Origin of the sequence: Erwinia sp. V71, from assembly GCF_965644245.1 — a bacterium.
Lineage (GTDB): Bacteria > Pseudomonadota > Gammaproteobacteria > Enterobacterales > Enterobacteriaceae > Erwinia.
In genome coordinates this window covers 51,482-67,569 of record NZ_CBFFRK010000013.1, presented here as the reverse complement: position 1 = coordinate 67,569, position 16,088 = coordinate 51,482, and the positions used below count along the sequence as shown (strand labels likewise).

At 55.0% G+C, this 16,088-nt stretch carries 13 protein-coding genes and 2 pseudogenes; 8 read left to right on the top strand and 7 right to left on the bottom strand.

Going from position 1 to position 16,088, the window contains the following annotated elements:
- Positions 1-101, top strand: a pseudogene (locus ACSZO1_RS05215) (IS30 family transposase); the annotation flags it as partial.
- 24 nt (positions 102-125) lie between these two features.
- Here ACSZO1_RS05215 and ACSZO1_RS05210 read toward each other — a convergent pair.
- Positions 126-278, bottom strand: a pseudogene (locus tag ACSZO1_RS05210) (DUF898 family protein); the annotation flags it as partial.
- Between the two features lie 225 nt (positions 279-503).
- On the opposite strand from ACSZO1_RS05210, the gene ACSZO1_RS05205 reads away from it, so the two are divergent.
- Positions 504-1,007, top strand: a complete 504-nt coding sequence (locus ACSZO1_RS05205) for a GNAT family N-acetyltransferase (RefSeq protein WP_437610206.1) — start codon at positions 504-506, stop codon at positions 1,005-1,007.
- 38 nt (positions 1,008-1,045) lie between these two features.
- Here the strand turns inward: ACSZO1_RS05205 and mpl are convergent, their stop codons facing one another.
- Entirely contained in the window at positions 1,046-2,401 is a 1,356-nt protein-coding gene (gene mpl, locus ACSZO1_RS05200) for a UDP-N-acetylmuramate:L-alanyl-gamma-D-glutamyl-meso-diaminopimelate ligase (RefSeq protein WP_437610204.1), read from the bottom strand.
- A 168-nt stretch (positions 2,402-2,569) separates the two neighbouring features.
- Between mpl and fbp the strand changes: the two genes are divergently transcribed.
- Positions 2,570-3,568 (top strand): class 1 fructose-bisphosphatase, encoded by a 999-nt coding sequence (gene fbp, locus ACSZO1_RS05195; RefSeq protein WP_437610202.1) that lies wholly within the window; start codon positions 2,570-2,572, stop codon positions 3,566-3,568.
- Positions 3,569-3,821: 253 nt separating this feature from the next.
- Here fbp and ACSZO1_RS05190 read toward each other — a convergent pair whose 3' ends face one another.
- The gene (locus ACSZO1_RS05190; protein WP_437610200.1) at positions 3,822-5,384 is read right to left on the bottom strand and encodes a methyl-accepting chemotaxis protein; all 1,563 of its coding nucleotides are present in this window, start codon (positions 5,382-5,384) and stop codon (positions 3,822-3,824) included.
- A gap of 169 nt (positions 5,385-5,553) precedes the next feature.
- On the opposite strand from ACSZO1_RS05190, the gene ACSZO1_RS05185 reads away from it, so the two are divergent.
- From ACSZO1_RS05185 to ppa, 3 genes are all read left to right on the top strand, one after another.
- Positions 5,554-5,967, top strand: coding sequence for a lysozyme inhibitor LprI family protein (locus tag ACSZO1_RS05185; RefSeq protein WP_437610198.1), 414 nt, complete (start codon positions 5,554-5,556; stop codon positions 5,965-5,967).
- 34 nt (positions 5,968-6,001) lie between these two features.
- Positions 6,002-6,451, top strand: coding sequence for a DUF441 domain-containing protein (locus tag ACSZO1_RS05180; protein WP_437610196.1), 450 nt, complete (start codon positions 6,002-6,004; stop codon positions 6,449-6,451).
- Positions 6,452-6,554: 103 nt separating this feature from the next.
- Complete coding sequence (gene ppa / locus ACSZO1_RS05175; protein WP_437610194.1) at positions 6,555-7,085, top strand: inorganic diphosphatase; 531 nt, start codon at positions 6,555-6,557, stop codon at positions 7,083-7,085.
- Positions 7,086-7,135: 50 nt separating this feature from the next.
- On the opposite strand, the gene ACSZO1_RS05170 is transcribed toward ppa, so the two are convergent.
- From ACSZO1_RS05170 to tamA, 3 genes are read right to left on the bottom strand one after another with little or no spacing between them, the layout of a single operon-like run.
- Positions 7,136-7,492, bottom strand: a complete 357-nt coding sequence (locus tag ACSZO1_RS05170; protein WP_437610192.1) for a gamma-glutamylcyclotransferase family protein — start codon at positions 7,490-7,492, stop codon at positions 7,136-7,138.
- 2 nt (positions 7,493-7,494) lie between these two features.
- The gene (gene tamB / locus ACSZO1_RS05165) at positions 7,495-11,265 is read right to left on the bottom strand and encodes an autotransporter assembly complex protein TamB (RefSeq protein WP_437610190.1); all 3,771 of its coding nucleotides are present in this window, start codon (positions 11,263-11,265) and stop codon (positions 7,495-7,497) included.
- A complete protein-coding gene (gene tamA, locus ACSZO1_RS05160) occupies positions 11,262-12,962 on the bottom strand; it encodes an autotransporter assembly complex protein TamA (RefSeq protein WP_437610216.1) in 1,701 nt (566 codons plus the stop codon). The genes tamB and tamA overlap by 4 nt, the downstream gene beginning before the upstream one ends.
- A 459-nt stretch (positions 12,963-13,421) precedes the next feature.
- On the opposite strand from tamA, the gene ACSZO1_RS05155 reads away from it, so the two are divergent.
- Entirely contained in the window at positions 13,422-14,759 is a 1,338-nt protein-coding gene (locus ACSZO1_RS05155; protein WP_437610188.1) for a hemolysin family protein, read from the top strand.
- 54 nt (positions 14,760-14,813) lie between these two features.
- On the opposite strand, the gene ACSZO1_RS05150 is transcribed toward ACSZO1_RS05155, so the two are convergent.
- On the bottom strand, positions 14,814-15,020 hold the full coding sequence (locus ACSZO1_RS05150) for a DUF1107 domain-containing protein (protein ID WP_437610186.1): 207 nt from the start codon (positions 15,018-15,020) through the stop codon (positions 14,814-14,816).
- Between the two features lie 324 nt (positions 15,021-15,344).
- Between ACSZO1_RS05150 and ACSZO1_RS05145 the strand changes: the two genes are divergently transcribed.
- A complete protein-coding gene (locus tag ACSZO1_RS05145; protein ID WP_437610184.1) occupies positions 15,345-15,902 on the top strand; it encodes a YtfJ family protein in 558 nt (185 codons plus the stop codon).
- Positions 15,903-16,088 lie beyond the last annotated feature (186 nt).

The window sequence follows — 16,088 nt, the reverse complement described above, 5'->3', positions numbered from 1 at the left end:
ACTTACAGCACTACCAGGGGGCGCTGAACAGCAGGCCACGCAAGTGTCTCGGATTCAGGCAACCGTCTGTGGTGTTTGCAGAGCTAAGATTGGCGGCTTAACGTTGCACTTCGGAGTTGAATCCGCCGACGACGGCGCACGGTGGCCCACGCGGAATAAATGCCCAGCGTAATGACCGTCAATAACGCATTGACCAACCAGATTGCGAAGTATTCCCCTGATTTGCCGTGAAAGCGCACCGGATGCTGCGATGTAGCAGGTGTATTATTGGTATCCATAAGTTTTCTTCCTGAAAATTAAAACCAGCCTAAAAGACGAATAACGGATATAGCGATTATTATTTGCGCGCACATTAAAACATGCACGCCGGGCAGCGACAATAAATAATTCTTATTTGCATTATATTACGTGTAAGAAGGCAGATTGCGGCAACAGCATTGCATCCACCCGCCAGCAATGTTATTACACTGCTCTGAAACTTCTATGACAATCGAGTGAGCAGCATGATAACCGCAACTCAGGCTGGCGTGCGTGTACGTCCGATCACGCCCGCCGATAATCCGCTTATCGCCCAAGTGATCCGTGACGTCTCCGCTGAATTTGGCCTGACGGCGGATAAAGGCTATACGGTGTCCGACCCCAATCTGGATCGCTTATTCGAACTCTACAGCGAAGCCAACAGCGCTTACTGGGTCGTCGAGCGGGATGGTCAGGTGGTGGGCGGTGGTGGCGTCGCGCCACTGCTGTGCAGTGATGCCGATATCTGTGAATTGCAGAAGATGTATTTCCTGCCTGCGGTACGCGGTTTAGGTCTGGCGCGCAGTCTGGCGTTGCAGGCGATGGAATTCGCCCGTGAGCGCGGTTTTAAGCGCTGCTATCTGGAAACGACCGCGTCACTGACGCGGGCGATTAAGCTGTATGAGCATCTTGGTTTCCGCCATATCGACGGCCCGCTGGGCTGCACCGGTCATGTGGATTGCGAAGTGACGATGATTCGCGAGTTATAACGATTAACGAAAAGGGGCCATTCTCCGGCCCCTTTAATTTACTTCGCCAGACGATCCAGCAGCTTCTGATGAATCCCGCCGAAACCGCCGTTACTCATCACCAGCACTGTATCTCCCGGCTGCGCCACTTTCGCGATCATCTCAACCAGATGGTCGATATCCGCGCTCCAGTGCGCGGGCTGCACACAGGCATCTGCTACTTCCGAGACCTGCCACGGAATATGGTGTGGCTGGAACAGGAACACTTCGTCGGCACGTCCCAGTGATGGTGCCAGGTCATTCTTACTGACGCCCATTTTCATGGTATTGGAGCGCGGTTCCAGTACGGCCAGAATCCGCGCCGTGCCGCCAACTTTGCTGCGCAGCGCTGCCAGCGTGGCGAGAATCGCCGTCGGATGGTGGGCGAAATCGTCATACACTTTGATGCCGTTGCTTTCGCCACACAGTTCCAGACGACGACGGGCATTGATAAAGTCATTCAGCGCACGCGCCGCATCTTCCGGTTTCACACCAACATGACGGGCGGCAGCAATCGCCATCAGACCGTTATTCATATTGTGTTCACCGACCAGCGACCAGTTCACTTCCGCCACCGGCGCACCATCAAGCCACACTTCCCAGTGAGATGCGTCCGGTGACAGCTTCTTCGCCTGCCACTTCGCCCCGTCACCGGTATGCTCCTGCTCGCTCCAGCAGCCCATCGCCAGCACCTGTTTCAGGTTCGGGTCCTGCTCCGGCAGAATAATCTTGCCCTGCCCCGGCACGATACGCACCAGGTGATGGAACTGCTTCTGGATCGCGCGCAGATCGTCAAAGATATCCGCGTGATCGAATTCCAGATTATTCAGAATCAGTGTGCGCGGGCAGTAGTGAACAAACTTCGAACGCTTGTCGAAAAAGGCGCAGTCATACTCATCCGCCTCAATCACGAAGAATGGGCTTTTTCCTAAAGTTGCCGAAACCTCGAAATTTCCCGGTACACCACCAATCACAAAGCCCGGTTCCAGCCCGCAGGCCTGTAAAATCCACGCTGCCATGCCTGCAGTGGTGGTTTTGCCATGGGTGCCAGCAACGGCAATCACCCAGCGGTCGCGCAGCACGAAATCATGCAGCCACTGCGGCCCGGACATGTAAGGAATGTTGCGTTCCAGTACCGCTTCAACACAGGCGTTACCCCGCGTCATGGCATTGCCGATAATCACCAGATCGGGCGCCACATCAAGCTGACTGGCGTCATAACCCTGAATTAAATCAATCCCTTGCTTCTCCAGCAAAGTGCTCATTGGCGGATAGACATTGGCATCTGAACCGGTGACTTCATGCCCCAGCGCACGTGCCAGCAGCGCCAAGCCGCCCATAAAGGTTCCGCAGATACCGAGAATATGAATACGCATAGCAGGTCCGTTACTTAAAATGTTCGCCGCACAGTGTAGCGCCGACTTCTGCCGGAAGAAACGGATTTGGACTATGGTCTTTGCCGTTCAATCGGCTAAACTGCGTACGAAAACGTTAGCGGCCTGTCAAACATGCTGCTACTCAACTGTGAAATCAGGGATTGTGTTATGAAAACGTTAGGCGAATTTATCGTCGAGAAGCAGCATGACTTTCCTCACGCTACAGGTGAACTGACGGCGCTTATCTCCGCGATTAAACTGGGTGCGAAGATTATTCACCGCGACATCAACAAAGCGGGTCTGGTCGATATTCTCGGTGCCAGCGGCGTTGAGAATGTGCAGGGTGAACAGCAGATGAAGCTGGACCTGTACGCCAATGAAAAGCTGAAAGCCGCTCTGAAAGCGCGTGGCATTGTTGCCGGTATCGCGTCGGAAGAAGAAGATGAGATTGTTATCTTCGAAGGCGTTGAGCACGGTAAATACGTGGTACTGATGGACCCACTGGATGGCTCCTCCAATATCGACGTTAACGTCTCTGTCGGCACCATCTTCTCTATCTATCGCCGTATTACGCCGCCAGGCACGCCGGTGACCGAAGAGGATTTCCTGCAGCCAGGCAGCGCACAAGTCGCCGCGGGCTATGTGGTGTATGGTTCTTCCACCATGATGGTCTACACCACCGGGTGTGGCGTGCATGCGTTTACGTACGATCCTTCGCTGGGCGTGTTCTGCCTCAGCCACGAGCGTATGACCTACCCGGAAAAAGGCTACACCTACTCGATTAACGAAGGGAACTACATCCGCTTCCCGCTGGGTGTGAAAAAATACCTGAAGTTCTGCCAGGAAGAAGATAAGGCGACCCATCGCCCGTATACCACGCGTTATATCGGTTCACTGGTGGCAGATTTCCACCGTAACCTGCTGAAAGGCGGTATCTACCTGTACCCAAGCACCGCCAGCCACCCACAGGGTAAACTGCGTCTGCTGTATGAGTGCAACCCGATGGCGTTCCTTGCAGAACAGGCGGGGGGTAAAGCCAGCGACGGTAAAAACCGTATTCTCGATCTGCAACCCAAGGCTCTGCATGAGCGCTGCCCGTTCTTCGTCGGCAACGATGCCATGGTTGAGGATGTGGAACGTTTCCTGCGCGAGTTCCCGGATAACTAAGTCATTCATCCCGCAGACGACACTCGACGCTAAAGTACAGAGAACATTGGCAGCGTAGGAAAGCGTCCCGCGCCACGGATGGCGCGGGACGAGCGGTCAGGGACGACGAAAAGCGACTTTCCGTAGCTGACCGTGTTTGCTGCGCAGGCACAGAACTAAAAGCGACGTCCCGGCGCAGACTCGGTGTCACAGCAATACAGACAAAGGTTCATCACCTATCTGAAAGGGCGGCTCATCACAACTGCCTTTTTTATCAGGCTGACTGCACCTTAAATACCGCCATACTGGCCACCAGCTGCTGCGCCTGCTCTTCCAGAGACTGCGTTGCCGCCGAGGCCTCTTCGACCAGCGCCGCATTCTGTTGCGCCACTTCATCCATCTGAGTGACCGCCTGGTTCACCTGCTCGATACCCCGGCTCTGCTCTTCCGACGCGCTGGAAATCTCTTTCATCAGCGTGGTCACGCGCATCACTTCGCTGGAGATCTCATCCATCGTCTCACCGGCTTTGGTTGCCATCTCGTTGCCTTCACCGACGCGGGTTTGCGAGTCAGAGATCAGTACACGGATCTCTTTCGCGGCAGTGGCGCTGCGTTGTGCTAACTCGCGCACTTCACTGGCCACCACGGCAAAGCCACGGCCCTGCTCACCGGCACGCGCCGCTTCCACCGAGGCGTTCAGCGCCAGAATATTGGTCTGGAACGCAATGCCATCAATCACGCTAAGAATATCGGCGATACGTGCGGAACTGCTGGAAATCTCCTGCATCTTCTCAATCACATAACACACCACTTCCGCACCGCGATCGGCGGTATCGGATACACTGCGCGCCAGCTGGTGCGCCTGCTGCGCATTCTCGGCGTTCAGCTTCACGGTCGCGGTCAGTTGCTCCATGCTGGCAGCGGTCTGCTCCAGCGAGGCGGCAGACTCTTCGGTACGCTGCGACAGATTCAGGTTACCTTCACTCAGCTCACGGCTACCAACGTCAATCTGTTCGCTGGCATCACGCACCCGGCCAACGGAATCCTGCAGCTCAAACTGCATACGGTCGAGCGCGAAGTTGAGGCGTTGCAGTTCAAAACAGCCGCCCTGCGGCACGGCCTGGGTCAGATCGCCCGAAGCAACATGTTCCAGGTGTGCCACCGCTTTATCCAGCGGTTTCAGCAGCAGATTACGCAGTACAAACCAGGAGATGATCACCAGACCAAAGGTCAGCAGGCAACTGAACGCAATCAGGATTTTCATCTGCAGTTCGTTCGCTGCAGCTTGCTTTAACTGATCTGCACTCACTTCGTCCGCGTATTTACCAAACTCTGCCACGGCGGCGCTAAATTTGCCTGCCAGCGGGCTGACATCCCCTTCCAGCTCGGCGTAATAAGCATCCGGAGATTGTTTTTCCAGCGCGTTCATGATCGGCATGATGCCGTTATCGACGTAATTCTGGTAGCTACCGACCACCGCATCCGCCAGGGTTTTACCGTGTGCGGTCACCGTACCGGCATCAACAAAGCGTTTTAATTGCGCCTGTGACTCCGCCAGATAAGTAATGGCGCGTTGTCTCTGCTGAGTCGCCTCATCAAGGATGCCAATTTCCATTTTACGCACAGACAGTGCAGCAACGGCGCGCACACGCAGTAAGCCTGCGTTAGCCTGGTAAAGATTATTCTGTTCGATGCCCTGAATGCGGTTAATAGCATCCAGCGATTGTGTTCCTTTATTGATTGCGATAATGCCCATAATGCTGACGACCAGCAGCAGGAGCGTTATTAATGCGAGAAGGGCGAGGAGCCCGGTACGAATGGATAGCTTGTTTAACATGGGGTTTCCCTATAGCGGAGAAAGGCATATGGTCCTGAAGCCTAAAAGCGGTCAAGATATCGGCTGGCGAGGAATTAAACTTTATGGTTGCTGATGAAGTATTTTAATCGACCCTGTAAACCTTTAAGTACGTCTTAATCAATTTTTAGTGAGAAAAGCGGAGTACCTGATGAGAGCTATTTTGATCTGCTGCGGTTTATCCCTTTCTTTTTATGCGTTTTCTGGCGAAAAAACGATCGATTTAACGCAAAAAAGCTGCCTGAAGCAGGCATCATCCACCCACGCGATGGTGCAGTGTTATGACACGGCGTATCAGGCATGGGATACAGAAATGAATAATCACTATCACCTTTTATTAACAAAGCTTAATAGTGACCAGAAAAACAAATTACGTCAGGCACAACGCGACTGGCTGAGCTACCGCGACAGCTGGCTGGCGGCGACAAAGGCGTGGTATCTGACACAACAGGGCAGTATGGCCAGCCTGTCGATCAATGCCCAGGCAGTACAACTGGTGAAAAACCAGGCGCTGATGCTACAGTCTCTTGATCAGGGCAGTTGCGCGAATCCGGATGATTGTTGAGACTAGGTGTTCCTCTCCCTCTCCGGAGCCACTGATGGCCTCATATTTATCGTTACTGATTCTGGTCCTGCTCGGCGCATTAAGTTTCTTTGCCCATAACACCGCCGTTACCATCTCAATCGTGGTGCTGCTGGCGATCAAATTCACCCCACTGGCGCAATTCTTTCCCTACGTGGAAAAACAGGGGCTGACCGTCGGCATCATTATCCTCACCATTGCGGTAATGGCTCCGCTGGCGAGTGGTTCACTGCCCTCCAGCACGCTGCTGAAATCGTTCCTCGACTGGAAATCACTGCTGGCGATTGCGGTGGGGATTTTTGTTTCCTGGCTGGGCGGACGCGGCGTGTCACTGATGAGCAGTCAGCCGACCATTGTTGGTGGCCTGCTGATTGGCACCATTATTGGTGTGTCGCTGTTCCGCGGTGTGCCGGTCGGACCGCTGATTGCGGCCGGGATTGTGTCGCTGTTTCTCATCGGCAAATAGCGATAACTGGAGCATTCTGAAAGGCCAAAAAAGGGGGCATACTTTCAGTGGCAGTTGGCTATAATAGCCGTCACTCGACTTACGACTATTGAAGGAATACGCGATGAGTTTAAACCATGTTCCGGCGGGTAAAGAGCTGCCAGAAGATATCTATGTTGTTATTGAGATCCCGGCCAATGCCGATCCTATCAAATATGAAGTAGATAAAGAGTCTGGCGCGCTGTTCGTTGACCGCTTTATGGCGACCGCGATGTTCTACCCGTGCAACTATGGTTACATCAACAACACCCTGTCTCTGGATGGTGATCCGGTTGACGTGCTGGTGCCAACCCCGTATCCGCTGCAGCCGGGTTCCGTCATTCGCTGCCGTCCAGTCGGCGTGCTGAAAATGACCGACGAATCCGGTGAAGATGCGAAACTGGTTGCGGTTCCGCACACCAAGCTGACCAAAGAGTACGATCACATTAAAGATGTGAACGACCTGCCAGAACTGCTGCGTGCACAGATCACTCACTTCTTCGAGCAATACAAAGCGCTGGAAAAAGGCAAATGGGTGAAAGTTGACGGCTGGGAAGATGCTGCTGCTGCGAAAGCGGAAATCATCTCCTCTTTCGAACGTGCTCAGAAGAAGTAATCTTTGCTGCGTGAAAAAACACCGCTCAGTGAGCGGTGTTTTTTTTGTCTTTATTCTGCCTCGTCTGCGCTTTCGCGCGACAGCCAGTCACCACTGACAATACGTGACCGCCCGGCGACAGAACGCTGGTAGACATACAACCATGCGCTGCCGTAAGGCGTCTGTACCAGCTGGCGTTTATACTCCCCACCTTTGCTCCGCAGAGCATCCAGCTCCCCGAGAGTAGTGGCATCAATACGGTACACCTCGCAATACACCTGACCTTCCCCGACGATCACGCCAGGATAGTGGCCCAGGCTGTACAGTTCATAGCCATCGATCACATGATCGCCCAGCCACTGGCCGTTGGTCATCCAGTGACTGTTTCCCTGCTTGCGCCGTAAAGTGCCATAGACAATTATTCGCATTGCTAAAACTCAAACTGATAGAGCACATCGAGTGCCTGATCAATGCCAGACACCGCTTCCAAATAGAGTTTGGGCATAAGGCGATAACGCAAGGTTAAGGTCGCCAGTGAATCAAATATGCCAACACCATATTTTACCTGTAGACCCGGCAGCACATAGCCACTGACCTGCACCTGCTGGCTGTCGCCAACCCCTGCGGTATCCAGGGCCAGATTGCTTACACCGAAAGTCTCGCCGATTTTACCCACAACCTGACCACTTTGTGCAACCCCTAAACCTACTAATGCTGAGGTTAATGCGTTGCTGTCCCCCTCCGCACCCAGTCCCTGACCGCGCAGCAGGTAGGAAAGCGCTTCCTGTTGCGACATCGCCGGGTCGGAAAACACTTCGACTTTCGGTTCATCTGCCAGCCCGGTGACACGCAGACCGGCGGTGACATCATCTTCGATGGAGTCCGGGTTGCGAATCGCTTCAAGATTGAGATACGGCTGGTCCGGCGGACCGGAGAACTGCAGCTCACCCTTACGTACAATCAGATCCTGACCATAAGCGTGGAAACTGCCTTCCGGGATATTAATCTGGCCGTTGAGACCCAGACCGCGCTTATCCTGCACCAGTTTCAGATCGCCATTCAGCCGCGCTTTCAGGCCAAAGGCGCTGAGACGCACGTTGTCGCCGACATGGAGAATCAGGTTACTGTTAATCGGAATTGACGCGCTCTGGTTCACAATCGGTTGCAGATGTTCGTCGAGCATCACTTCATCCGAAGACACACCGACCGCGCTTGCCGGCACTTCCTGCACCGTGATGCGCGCCCACGGGATATCCACCCGGCCATCAAGATTAAACGCCGCAGGCGTCGCCTGGAAGACGATATCTGGCGAGACATCCATGCGTACCATCGGCGGCACGGTGACGCGTACTTTGTTCCCCTTCGCCGCCACGCGCGCACGCCAGTTATCCAGCTGGCTCCAGTCGGCGTCGCCAGTCAGGTTAATCTGCCCCTGCGCGGTCTGAATCAGACCTTCCAGCGTCGAACTCATGCCGTTAAACAGCATCGTCATATTGGCGCTGGTCAGTTCCACCGGCATAAAACTGCCGTTGACGCCAACGTTGCGCAGCGCCAGCTCACCAAACACCTGCGGCCGCTGCAGATTACCGCCGAGACGCAGGCTGGAATTGAGCATGCCGCTGACACTTTCCCCCTGCATCAGCGCCGGATTAAACATCGCCAGCGACAGATTAGTAATATTGACGTTGCCGGAGAGATTGCGCCGCCCCTGCGGATCGGCGATTTGCACATTGCCATCCAGCTGACCGTTACGGGCAATGCGGATCAGCCAGTCGAGCTGGGCGCGGCCATTGCGCAGTGCCGCATTCAGATTCAGCGTATCAAACGCAATCGGCAGCGCTTTGCCTTCCACATCCTGCTCCACCTTCACGCCATTGCCCTGCAGGGCAATACGTCCCTGCGGCAGCGCGCCGTCTGCGGTCCAGTTCACCTCCGCATCACCGGTAAAGACACCACTCAGGCGGGTGTCCTCACTGAGGAAAGGTTTGATCATCGCCAGATCAAAGCGGTTCAGCGCCACCCGCGCATGACCGCTGGCACCCGCTTCAATCGGCTGCGGTACGCACAGCTCGGCGTTCGGATTCAGCCAGCAGTGCGTACCGATAGTCGCGGTCTGGCGCAGGTTCTGGTAGTCGATACTCATCGCCCGCGACAGGCGCCATTCACCCACCGGAGTATCGAAGCGGGTATTGTTGAGCGTGCCCTGCCAGCGCTGGGTCTGACGATCAAAGCTGCCGTTCAGCGCCAGCTGGCCGGAGACCGGCTCGCCCTGCATGGTCAGTTTCAGCTGGTGCTGCTTTTCATTGCCGTCGGCATTGAGTGTCAGCAGATTAATCGCCAGCGCATCCTGCTGCAGCTGCTCGACACGCAGCGCCAGTTTGCCCTGAATCTGCTCGGCAGAACGCACATCGCCATCCAGCTTCACCCGGCCAATGCGCAGCGCCTGCCAGCGCAGCCCGGTGGCATTGAGGTCCGCCAGCAGCTGCGGTGCCTGCAGATTGCCGCGCGCTTTGATATTACCTTTCACCAGACCACCCAGCCCTGGCAGCGCGTTATCCAGATGCTGTGCATCAATATCGGCGTCAAGATTCAGCGTCTCGCCGAGCGAGCCTTTCATATTGACGCTATTGCGTCCCAGCAGCAGTTTGATGCCGGGAATATCCCACTGATTGTAACTGTTGCCGTACAGCGAACCGTCGGCGCTTACGGCGTTGTTTTTCACATTGCCGCGTAGCGCCAGTTCCGGCACACGCATCTGCCAGCTGCCGCCGTACAGGCTGCCGCGGGTGGTGATTTTGCCGTCCAGCTTCGCTGGCCAGTCAGGATACTGCTTCGCGGTATTGATGCCGGAAAGTTGCAACTCACTGCGCCAGCTGATGGCCTTACTCCAGTCCACCACCGCGCTGAGATCGGCAGTACCCTGCAATGCCGCCAGCCGCAGTTTATCGAGGGTAAACTGCTGCACATTGCCTTTGCCATCAAGGCTGATCTCTGCCGGAGGAAGCGCGTCGCCTTTCACGGCTGTGCGCAGCGACATCAGGTAATCCGTCGCCTTGCCGCTAAAGTTAAAGCTGAAATTATCCGCCTGATACTGTACCGGGCCGGTTAGCGGCCAGCGTAACTGCGGGCTGCTCAGCGTCATCGCCAGCGGCAGGCCTGCCTGCGCCAGTTCGGTGCTGGCATCCAGCTGCGCCTGCAACGGACCGGAGAGATTCAGCGCCAGTTTCAGCTGTTCGCGCATCGCGCCGCCCAGCGTCATTTTGATCTTTTCACCTTTTAACGGATCGATATTCAGCGTGCCGTTAAGGGTGAAATCCACCGGCCAGTTATCCGCCAGTTGCGCCTGACCGCTGGCGTTCAGCTGCCCCTGTGGTGAATCAATATCGAACGTTTCTAAATGCAGTACCCGGTTTGCCGTTTTCGCTTTGACCAGCAGGCGGTTCACGGCGATATCCGTGTCGCCCGTCAGGCGCAATTGCTCACCGACAATCTCCTGCACCTCGATATCCAGCGGCAGCTGGAAATCCGGCAGTGCCGGCAACAGCGGCTGGGCAAACATCGCCTGCAGCGTTTCACCCAGCGGCTTCTCTTCCGGTTGCGGTGCCGTCACTTTTGGCTGGATAACCTGCTCATCTGCCACCTGCGCCGCTTTCGGCAGCGCCACCAGCAGGCTCTGAATGCGCGTCGGTGCTAACGTCAGTGAACGCCCCTGCCAGTTCACGCCGCTGGAGAATTCCAGCAGCGACACCGTGGTGTCATCGATTTTGATATTGATGTTGTTCAGCGCCAGGCGGCGCAGGCTGATGGGATACGGCGTCGACAAATCGCCGCTGGCGCTCTCCTGCTGCGGCGCAGGCTCGGCGGCGGGCGGCATCTGCTTGCTGTCGACCACCACGCTGACATCTTTCAGCGCCAGATCGTTGACGCAAAACGCCGAATTCTTCAGGCAGCCTAAGTCAACGGCAAGGTGAAACTCACCGGCGCTGACGGATACACCGGGCATCTCAAACTGAATACCGCTCAGCGTCAGGTTGCGCCAGCCGCCGTCCACCTGCTTAATCGCCAGCCCCGGCACCCAGCGCGTGGCGCCGTTAAGCAGCAGATGCAGGCCCGGGGTGGTGCCAATCAGAAACGCGATGCCGCCAAGCAGCAGCAGGAGAACAATCAGAATGCCGATCAGGACCTTTTTCCACAGACTCATAGTTCAGGCCCCAGTCCAATGTAAAACTGCACATCACGCTCCTGTTGGTCGCCAATCGGCCGGGCAATATCGAGTTTGATCGGCCCCACCGGCGACTGCCAGCGCACACCAAAGCCCGCGCCGGTTTTAAAGTTACTCTGTTTGATGTCGTTCACTGCTTCACCGGAATCGACAAACACCGCGCCCCACCATTTGCCAGTCACATTGTACTGGTACTCCAGCGAGCCGGTTGCCAGCTTCGAGGCACCGGTCAGCTTGCCGTCGTCATCGCGCGGTGAAATGCCTTTGTATTTATAACCACGAATGCTGCGGTCGCCACCGGCGAAGAAGCGCAGATCCGGCGGAACACGCTCGAAATCATTGGTTTCGATCCAGCCAAGATTGCCGCGCACAACAAAGCGATGTTTTTCCGCCAGCGTGCGGATCCACACGTTCTGTGCCTGCACCACCGCGAAATCGACATCCGAACCCCAGGTGGTATCGGAAACATCCAGTGAGTAGCGCTGCGAGTCGCCCCAGGTCGGCATCAGGCCGCCGCGCGAACGGGTGCGATTGACGCTGACGCCAGGGTAAATCAGCATGGTGGTATTGGTGACGCTGCCCTGGGTAAAGTGGTCGAGGCTCCAGCGCAGATTGATGGCGCGCTGCCAGCCGCTGCTGCTGTCCCAGTAACGCGAGGCCGCCAGCGTGGTGGAATCGGATTTGGTATCGTTGAGGTCGGTGCGTTTCAGCCCGCCCTGCAGCAGATAGTATTGCTCCAGCGGGCTTTTCAGCAGCGGCACTTTATAGCTGAAATCCAGTTGCTGCTCGGGTGCGGAGACATTGGCGCTGGTGGTCAGGCTGTGACCGCGATCGTTGACCCACGGCTTTTTCCAGCTGGCTTTCACCCGCGGGCCAACATCAGTCGAGTAACCGACCCCGGTTTCGATGGTGTTTTCGGTACGCGGCGACATCACGCCATGCAGCGGCAGGATCTTATTTTTATCGGTTTTGGCAAATTCCGGCGCCACCACCACCGAGTTAAACCAGCCGGTCGCTGACAGGCGGCGATTCAGCTCGGCCAGGTCGCGCGAACTGTAATAGTCCCCTTTTTTAAACGGCAGCAGGTTCTGCAAATACTCTTCACGGATTTGCGAACCTTCAAAAGTAACGTCGCCGAAGCGGTAACGCTGACCGCTGTCGTAGTCGATATCCCAGAACGCCTCGCGGCGCTCCGCCGCGACGCCAAGCTGACTTTTGCGGAAATCGCCATCAAAGTAGCCGTTACGTAGCGCGAGACTGGTGAAGTTACTTTTGAAGCTATCGTATTTGCCGTGGTTGAGGATATCGCCCGGTTTCGCTTTTCCCTCGCGCACCATTTTCTGGTAGTCCTCATCATTGCGCGCATCGCCGCGCACAATCACCGAGACACCCGCAATTTTCACCGGTTCACCGGCTTTCACCCGGGCGATCAGCACCGGGCGGCCGCCCTGCGCAGGCGCGGGACGCGATTCAAATGCTATATCCGGGTCATAGTAACCCAGTGCACGCAGGCCCTCTTTAATCGCCGTCGACACCCTGGCGCGAAAGCGGCCATCGGCCGACACTTCATCGCTGGTGATGGTCGAGAGACGCGCCCTGACGTTTTTCTGTAAATCCCCGGATAATCCTTCCAGTTGCAGGCGAACATTCGCAGCCTGTGCAGCAGGCGCGAGCATCAGCAAGCAACACCAATAACCAAGATGAATTCGTGGCACGCTTACTCCTGTTTCTCTTGCCAGCCCAAATCCAGATGGGCTTACTATTTTCTCTGTCACGCACGAACGGCGGATCCCCTGTTCAGGCGCTTATTAACAGGAGTGTAACCAGGTAACGCCATTAGACAAGGATGAAAGTCGCGCAATAACGCCACTTTCGGGCGAAAAAGCGTATTGTCGTCTATTTTTTCCACAAGCCTGTCACCACTAGCCGCGGGATATCTGCTGCTGCTATAATCCGCAGCGTGTCTGAATGAGACACCCATTATCTTTTCTGCTCCGGTGCATGATGCCGCCGTACTGACGCAGACATTTTTGGCATGGACAGCCGTTTAATCGAGAAGTTGTACACGCAGGTACGCTGCCTTCCGCGCTACACCAGGCCAAAAATGACAAGAGAAACCAACCAACGGAAATTCTATGTTAGATAGCCTGCTTGTCATATTAGTGCTGATTGCGATCAGTTCGTTTTTCTCCCTGTCGGAGATTTCGCTGGCCGCTGCACGCAAAATTAAACTGAAGTTATTAGCCGATGAAGGCAACATCAACGCCATGCATGTGATGAAGATGCAGGAAACCCCTGGCATGTTCTTTACCGTGGTGCAGATTGGCCTGAACGCCGTCGCGATTCTCGGCGGTATTGTCGGTGACGCCGCATTCTCGCCCGCGTTTTACACCCTGCTGGTACGGGTGATGTCGCCAGAGCTGGCGGAACAGCTGAGCTTTATCTGCTCGTTCACTCTGGTGACCAGCTTCTTTATCCTGTTCGCAGATCTGACGCCAAAACGTATCGGCATGATTGCGCCAGAAGCCATCGCGTTGCGCATTATCAATCCGATGCGCTTCTGCCTGTTCGTCTTCCGCCCTCTGGTGTGGTTCTTTAACGGCATGGCGAATATGATTTTCCGCCTGTTTAAAATTCCGATGGTGCGTAAAGACGATATCACCTCTGATGATATTTACGCGGTCGTGGAAGCCGGTGCGCTGGCCGGGGTGCTGCGTAAGCAGGAACATGAGCTGATTGAGAACGTGTTTGAACTCGAATCACGCACCGTGCCCTCTTCCATGACCTCGCGCGAGAATATCGTCTGGTTTGATTTGCATGAAGATGAAGCCAGCCTGAAGGCGAAAATCGCCCAGCATCCGCATTCGAAGTTCCTGGTGTGCAACGAAGATATCGACCATATCATTGGCTATGTCGACTCAAAAGAGCTGCTGCTGCGCGTACTGGGCAACCAGAGCATGACCCTCAGCAGCGGCGTGCAGATTCGTTCTGCACTGATTGTGCCGGACACGCTGACCCTCTCCGAAGCGCTGGAAAGCTTTAAAACCGCAGGCGAAGACTTCGCGGTGATCATGAACGAGTATGCGCTGGTGGTCGGTATTATCACGCTTAATGATGTGATGACCACGCTGATGGGCGACCTGGTCGGTCAGGGAATGGAAGAGCAGATCGTGGCGCGTGATGAAAACTCGTGGCTGGTGGAAGGCGGTACACCGATTGAAGATGTGATGCGCGCACTGAGCATCAACGAGTTCCCTCATTCCGACAACTACGAGACTATTGGCGGCTTTATGATGTATATGCTGCGCAAGATCCCGAAACGTACCGACTTTGTGAAGTTTGCCGGCTACAAGTTTGAAGTAGTGGATATCGACAGTTACCGCATCGACCAGCTGCTGGTAACCCGCATCGATGAACGCCCGGCATCGGCACTGCATCCGGCCAAAGCGACAGAGGCGGAAACGCAGGATTAAGCAACAAAAAGGGCGCGATGATCGCGCCCTTAATGTTTCAGGTCACTGAGCCGGTTAATTAAACTCAGTTTGCAGACGTAGCACCTGGCGATTGACTTCGGACATCACGCTGAAATGCTGTTTGTCCTTAATGCGCGGCATAAGGATCTTCCCCTTATCAAACTCAAACGCGCCAACGTCCTTAATGTACAACCTTCCTTTGAACAGCGTCTTTACGTACTTCGCCACCTGCAGTGGGTTGTAACGCTGGAATATTTTCATTCTGTTATAACTCCTGAGGGTTTAAGTCCACTACGCCTCGCCGTTGCCAAATTTGGCACGAACCACTGAAGCGCAAATTCCTGTTAACTATAGACCAGCCTGTTCTTCGATTGTTCCGAAAAGCGACTTTTTTTACTGAACTTACACAACATTACAGAATAGTATGTTACATCAATATGGCTATTCAGTATAAACCTTCATTCAACAGGGATTTGTGCTGCATGCCGCAAAGCTGGCAACCCGGCGCGACAGACGCATATTCCACGCTTATCATTGCAGAAACATGAATAAGTGGTCGGATCACCTGCCTGTAATGGAGCGCCTATGTTAACTGCCCGTTTTTTCACCCTTTTACTGTCCCTGCTGCTACCTTTTTCCGCCTTTTCCCATAACTTTATCGAGGGTCAGCGTGTCGCCCCTGTCGGTATTGCTGACCGGGGAGAACTGATCTGGCAGCAGGATGAATTCAGCTACCAGAAATGGAACAGTGCCCAGTTGTCCGGCAAAGTGCGCGTTATCCAGCACATCGCCGGGCGCTCCTCCGCCAAAGAGAAAAACGCTGCGCTGATTGAGGCCATCAAAGCCGCACAACTGCCGCATGATCGCTATCAGACCACCACCATCGTTAATACCGATGACGCCATCCCCGGTACTGGCATGTTTGTGCGCAGCAGTATCGAGAGCAATAAAAAGCAGTACCCGTGGTCGCAGTTTATTGTCGACAGCTACGGCGCAGCGAAAAACGCCTGGGGACTGGACGATGCAGGATCGGCGATTATCGTGCTGGATAAACAGGGAGAAGTGCGTTTTGCCAAAGATGGCGCACTCACACAGGATGAAGTGAAGCAGGTCATCGGGTTACTGCATAAATTGCTGCAGTAACCGCCAGCATCCTTTGCTGTATGACAGACTGATGAGCAGGTGTCCGTGGACACCTGCTCATGGATGCCATACCGTCCGTCTCACCAGCAGCATGGCATATCAGTCAGTTACTGTTTATCCACAGTAACTCTTATATCGGTCGCCTTCGCCACATCTTTAGTCGCAAAGTGAGCGGATGGGATAACG

Coding starts and splice junctions, on each gene's coding strand:
- ACSZO1_RS05205 (WP_437610206.1), top strand. CDS start 504: ATGATAACCGCAACTCAGGCTGGCGTGCGTGTACGTCCGATCACGCCC.
- mpl (WP_437610204.1), bottom strand. CDS start 2,401: ATGCGTATTCATATTCTCGGTATCTGCGGAACCTTTATGGGCGGCTTG.
- fbp (WP_437610202.1), top strand. CDS start 2,570: ATGAAAACGTTAGGCGAATTTATCGTCGAGAAGCAGCATGACTTTCCT.
- ACSZO1_RS05190 (WP_437610200.1), bottom strand. CDS start 5,384: ATGTTAAACAAGCTATCCATTCGTACCGGGCTCCTCGCCCTTCTCGCA.
- ACSZO1_RS05185 (WP_437610198.1), top strand. CDS start 5,554: ATGAGAGCTATTTTGATCTGCTGCGGTTTATCCCTTTCTTTTTATGCG.
- ACSZO1_RS05180 (WP_437610196.1), top strand. CDS start 6,002: ATGGCCTCATATTTATCGTTACTGATTCTGGTCCTGCTCGGCGCATTA.
- ppa (WP_437610194.1), top strand. CDS start 6,555: ATGAGTTTAAACCATGTTCCGGCGGGTAAAGAGCTGCCAGAAGATATC.
- ACSZO1_RS05170 (WP_437610192.1), bottom strand. CDS start 7,492: ATGCGAATAATTGTCTATGGCACTTTACGGCGCAAGCAGGGAAACAGT.
- tamB (WP_437610190.1), bottom strand. CDS start 11,265: ATGAGTCTGTGGAAAAAGGTCCTGATCGGCATTCTGATTGTTCTCCTG.
- tamA (WP_437610216.1), bottom strand. CDS start 12,962: ATGCTCGCGCCTGCTGCACAGGCTGCGAATGTTCGCCTGCAACTGGAA.
- ACSZO1_RS05155 (WP_437610188.1), top strand. CDS start 13,422: ATGTTAGATAGCCTGCTTGTCATATTAGTGCTGATTGCGATCAGTTCG.
- ACSZO1_RS05150 (WP_437610186.1), bottom strand. CDS start 15,020: ATGAAAATATTCCAGCGTTACAACCCACTGCAGGTGGCGAAGTACGTA.
- ACSZO1_RS05145 (WP_437610184.1), top strand. CDS start 15,345: ATGTTAACTGCCCGTTTTTTCACCCTTTTACTGTCCCTGCTGCTACCT.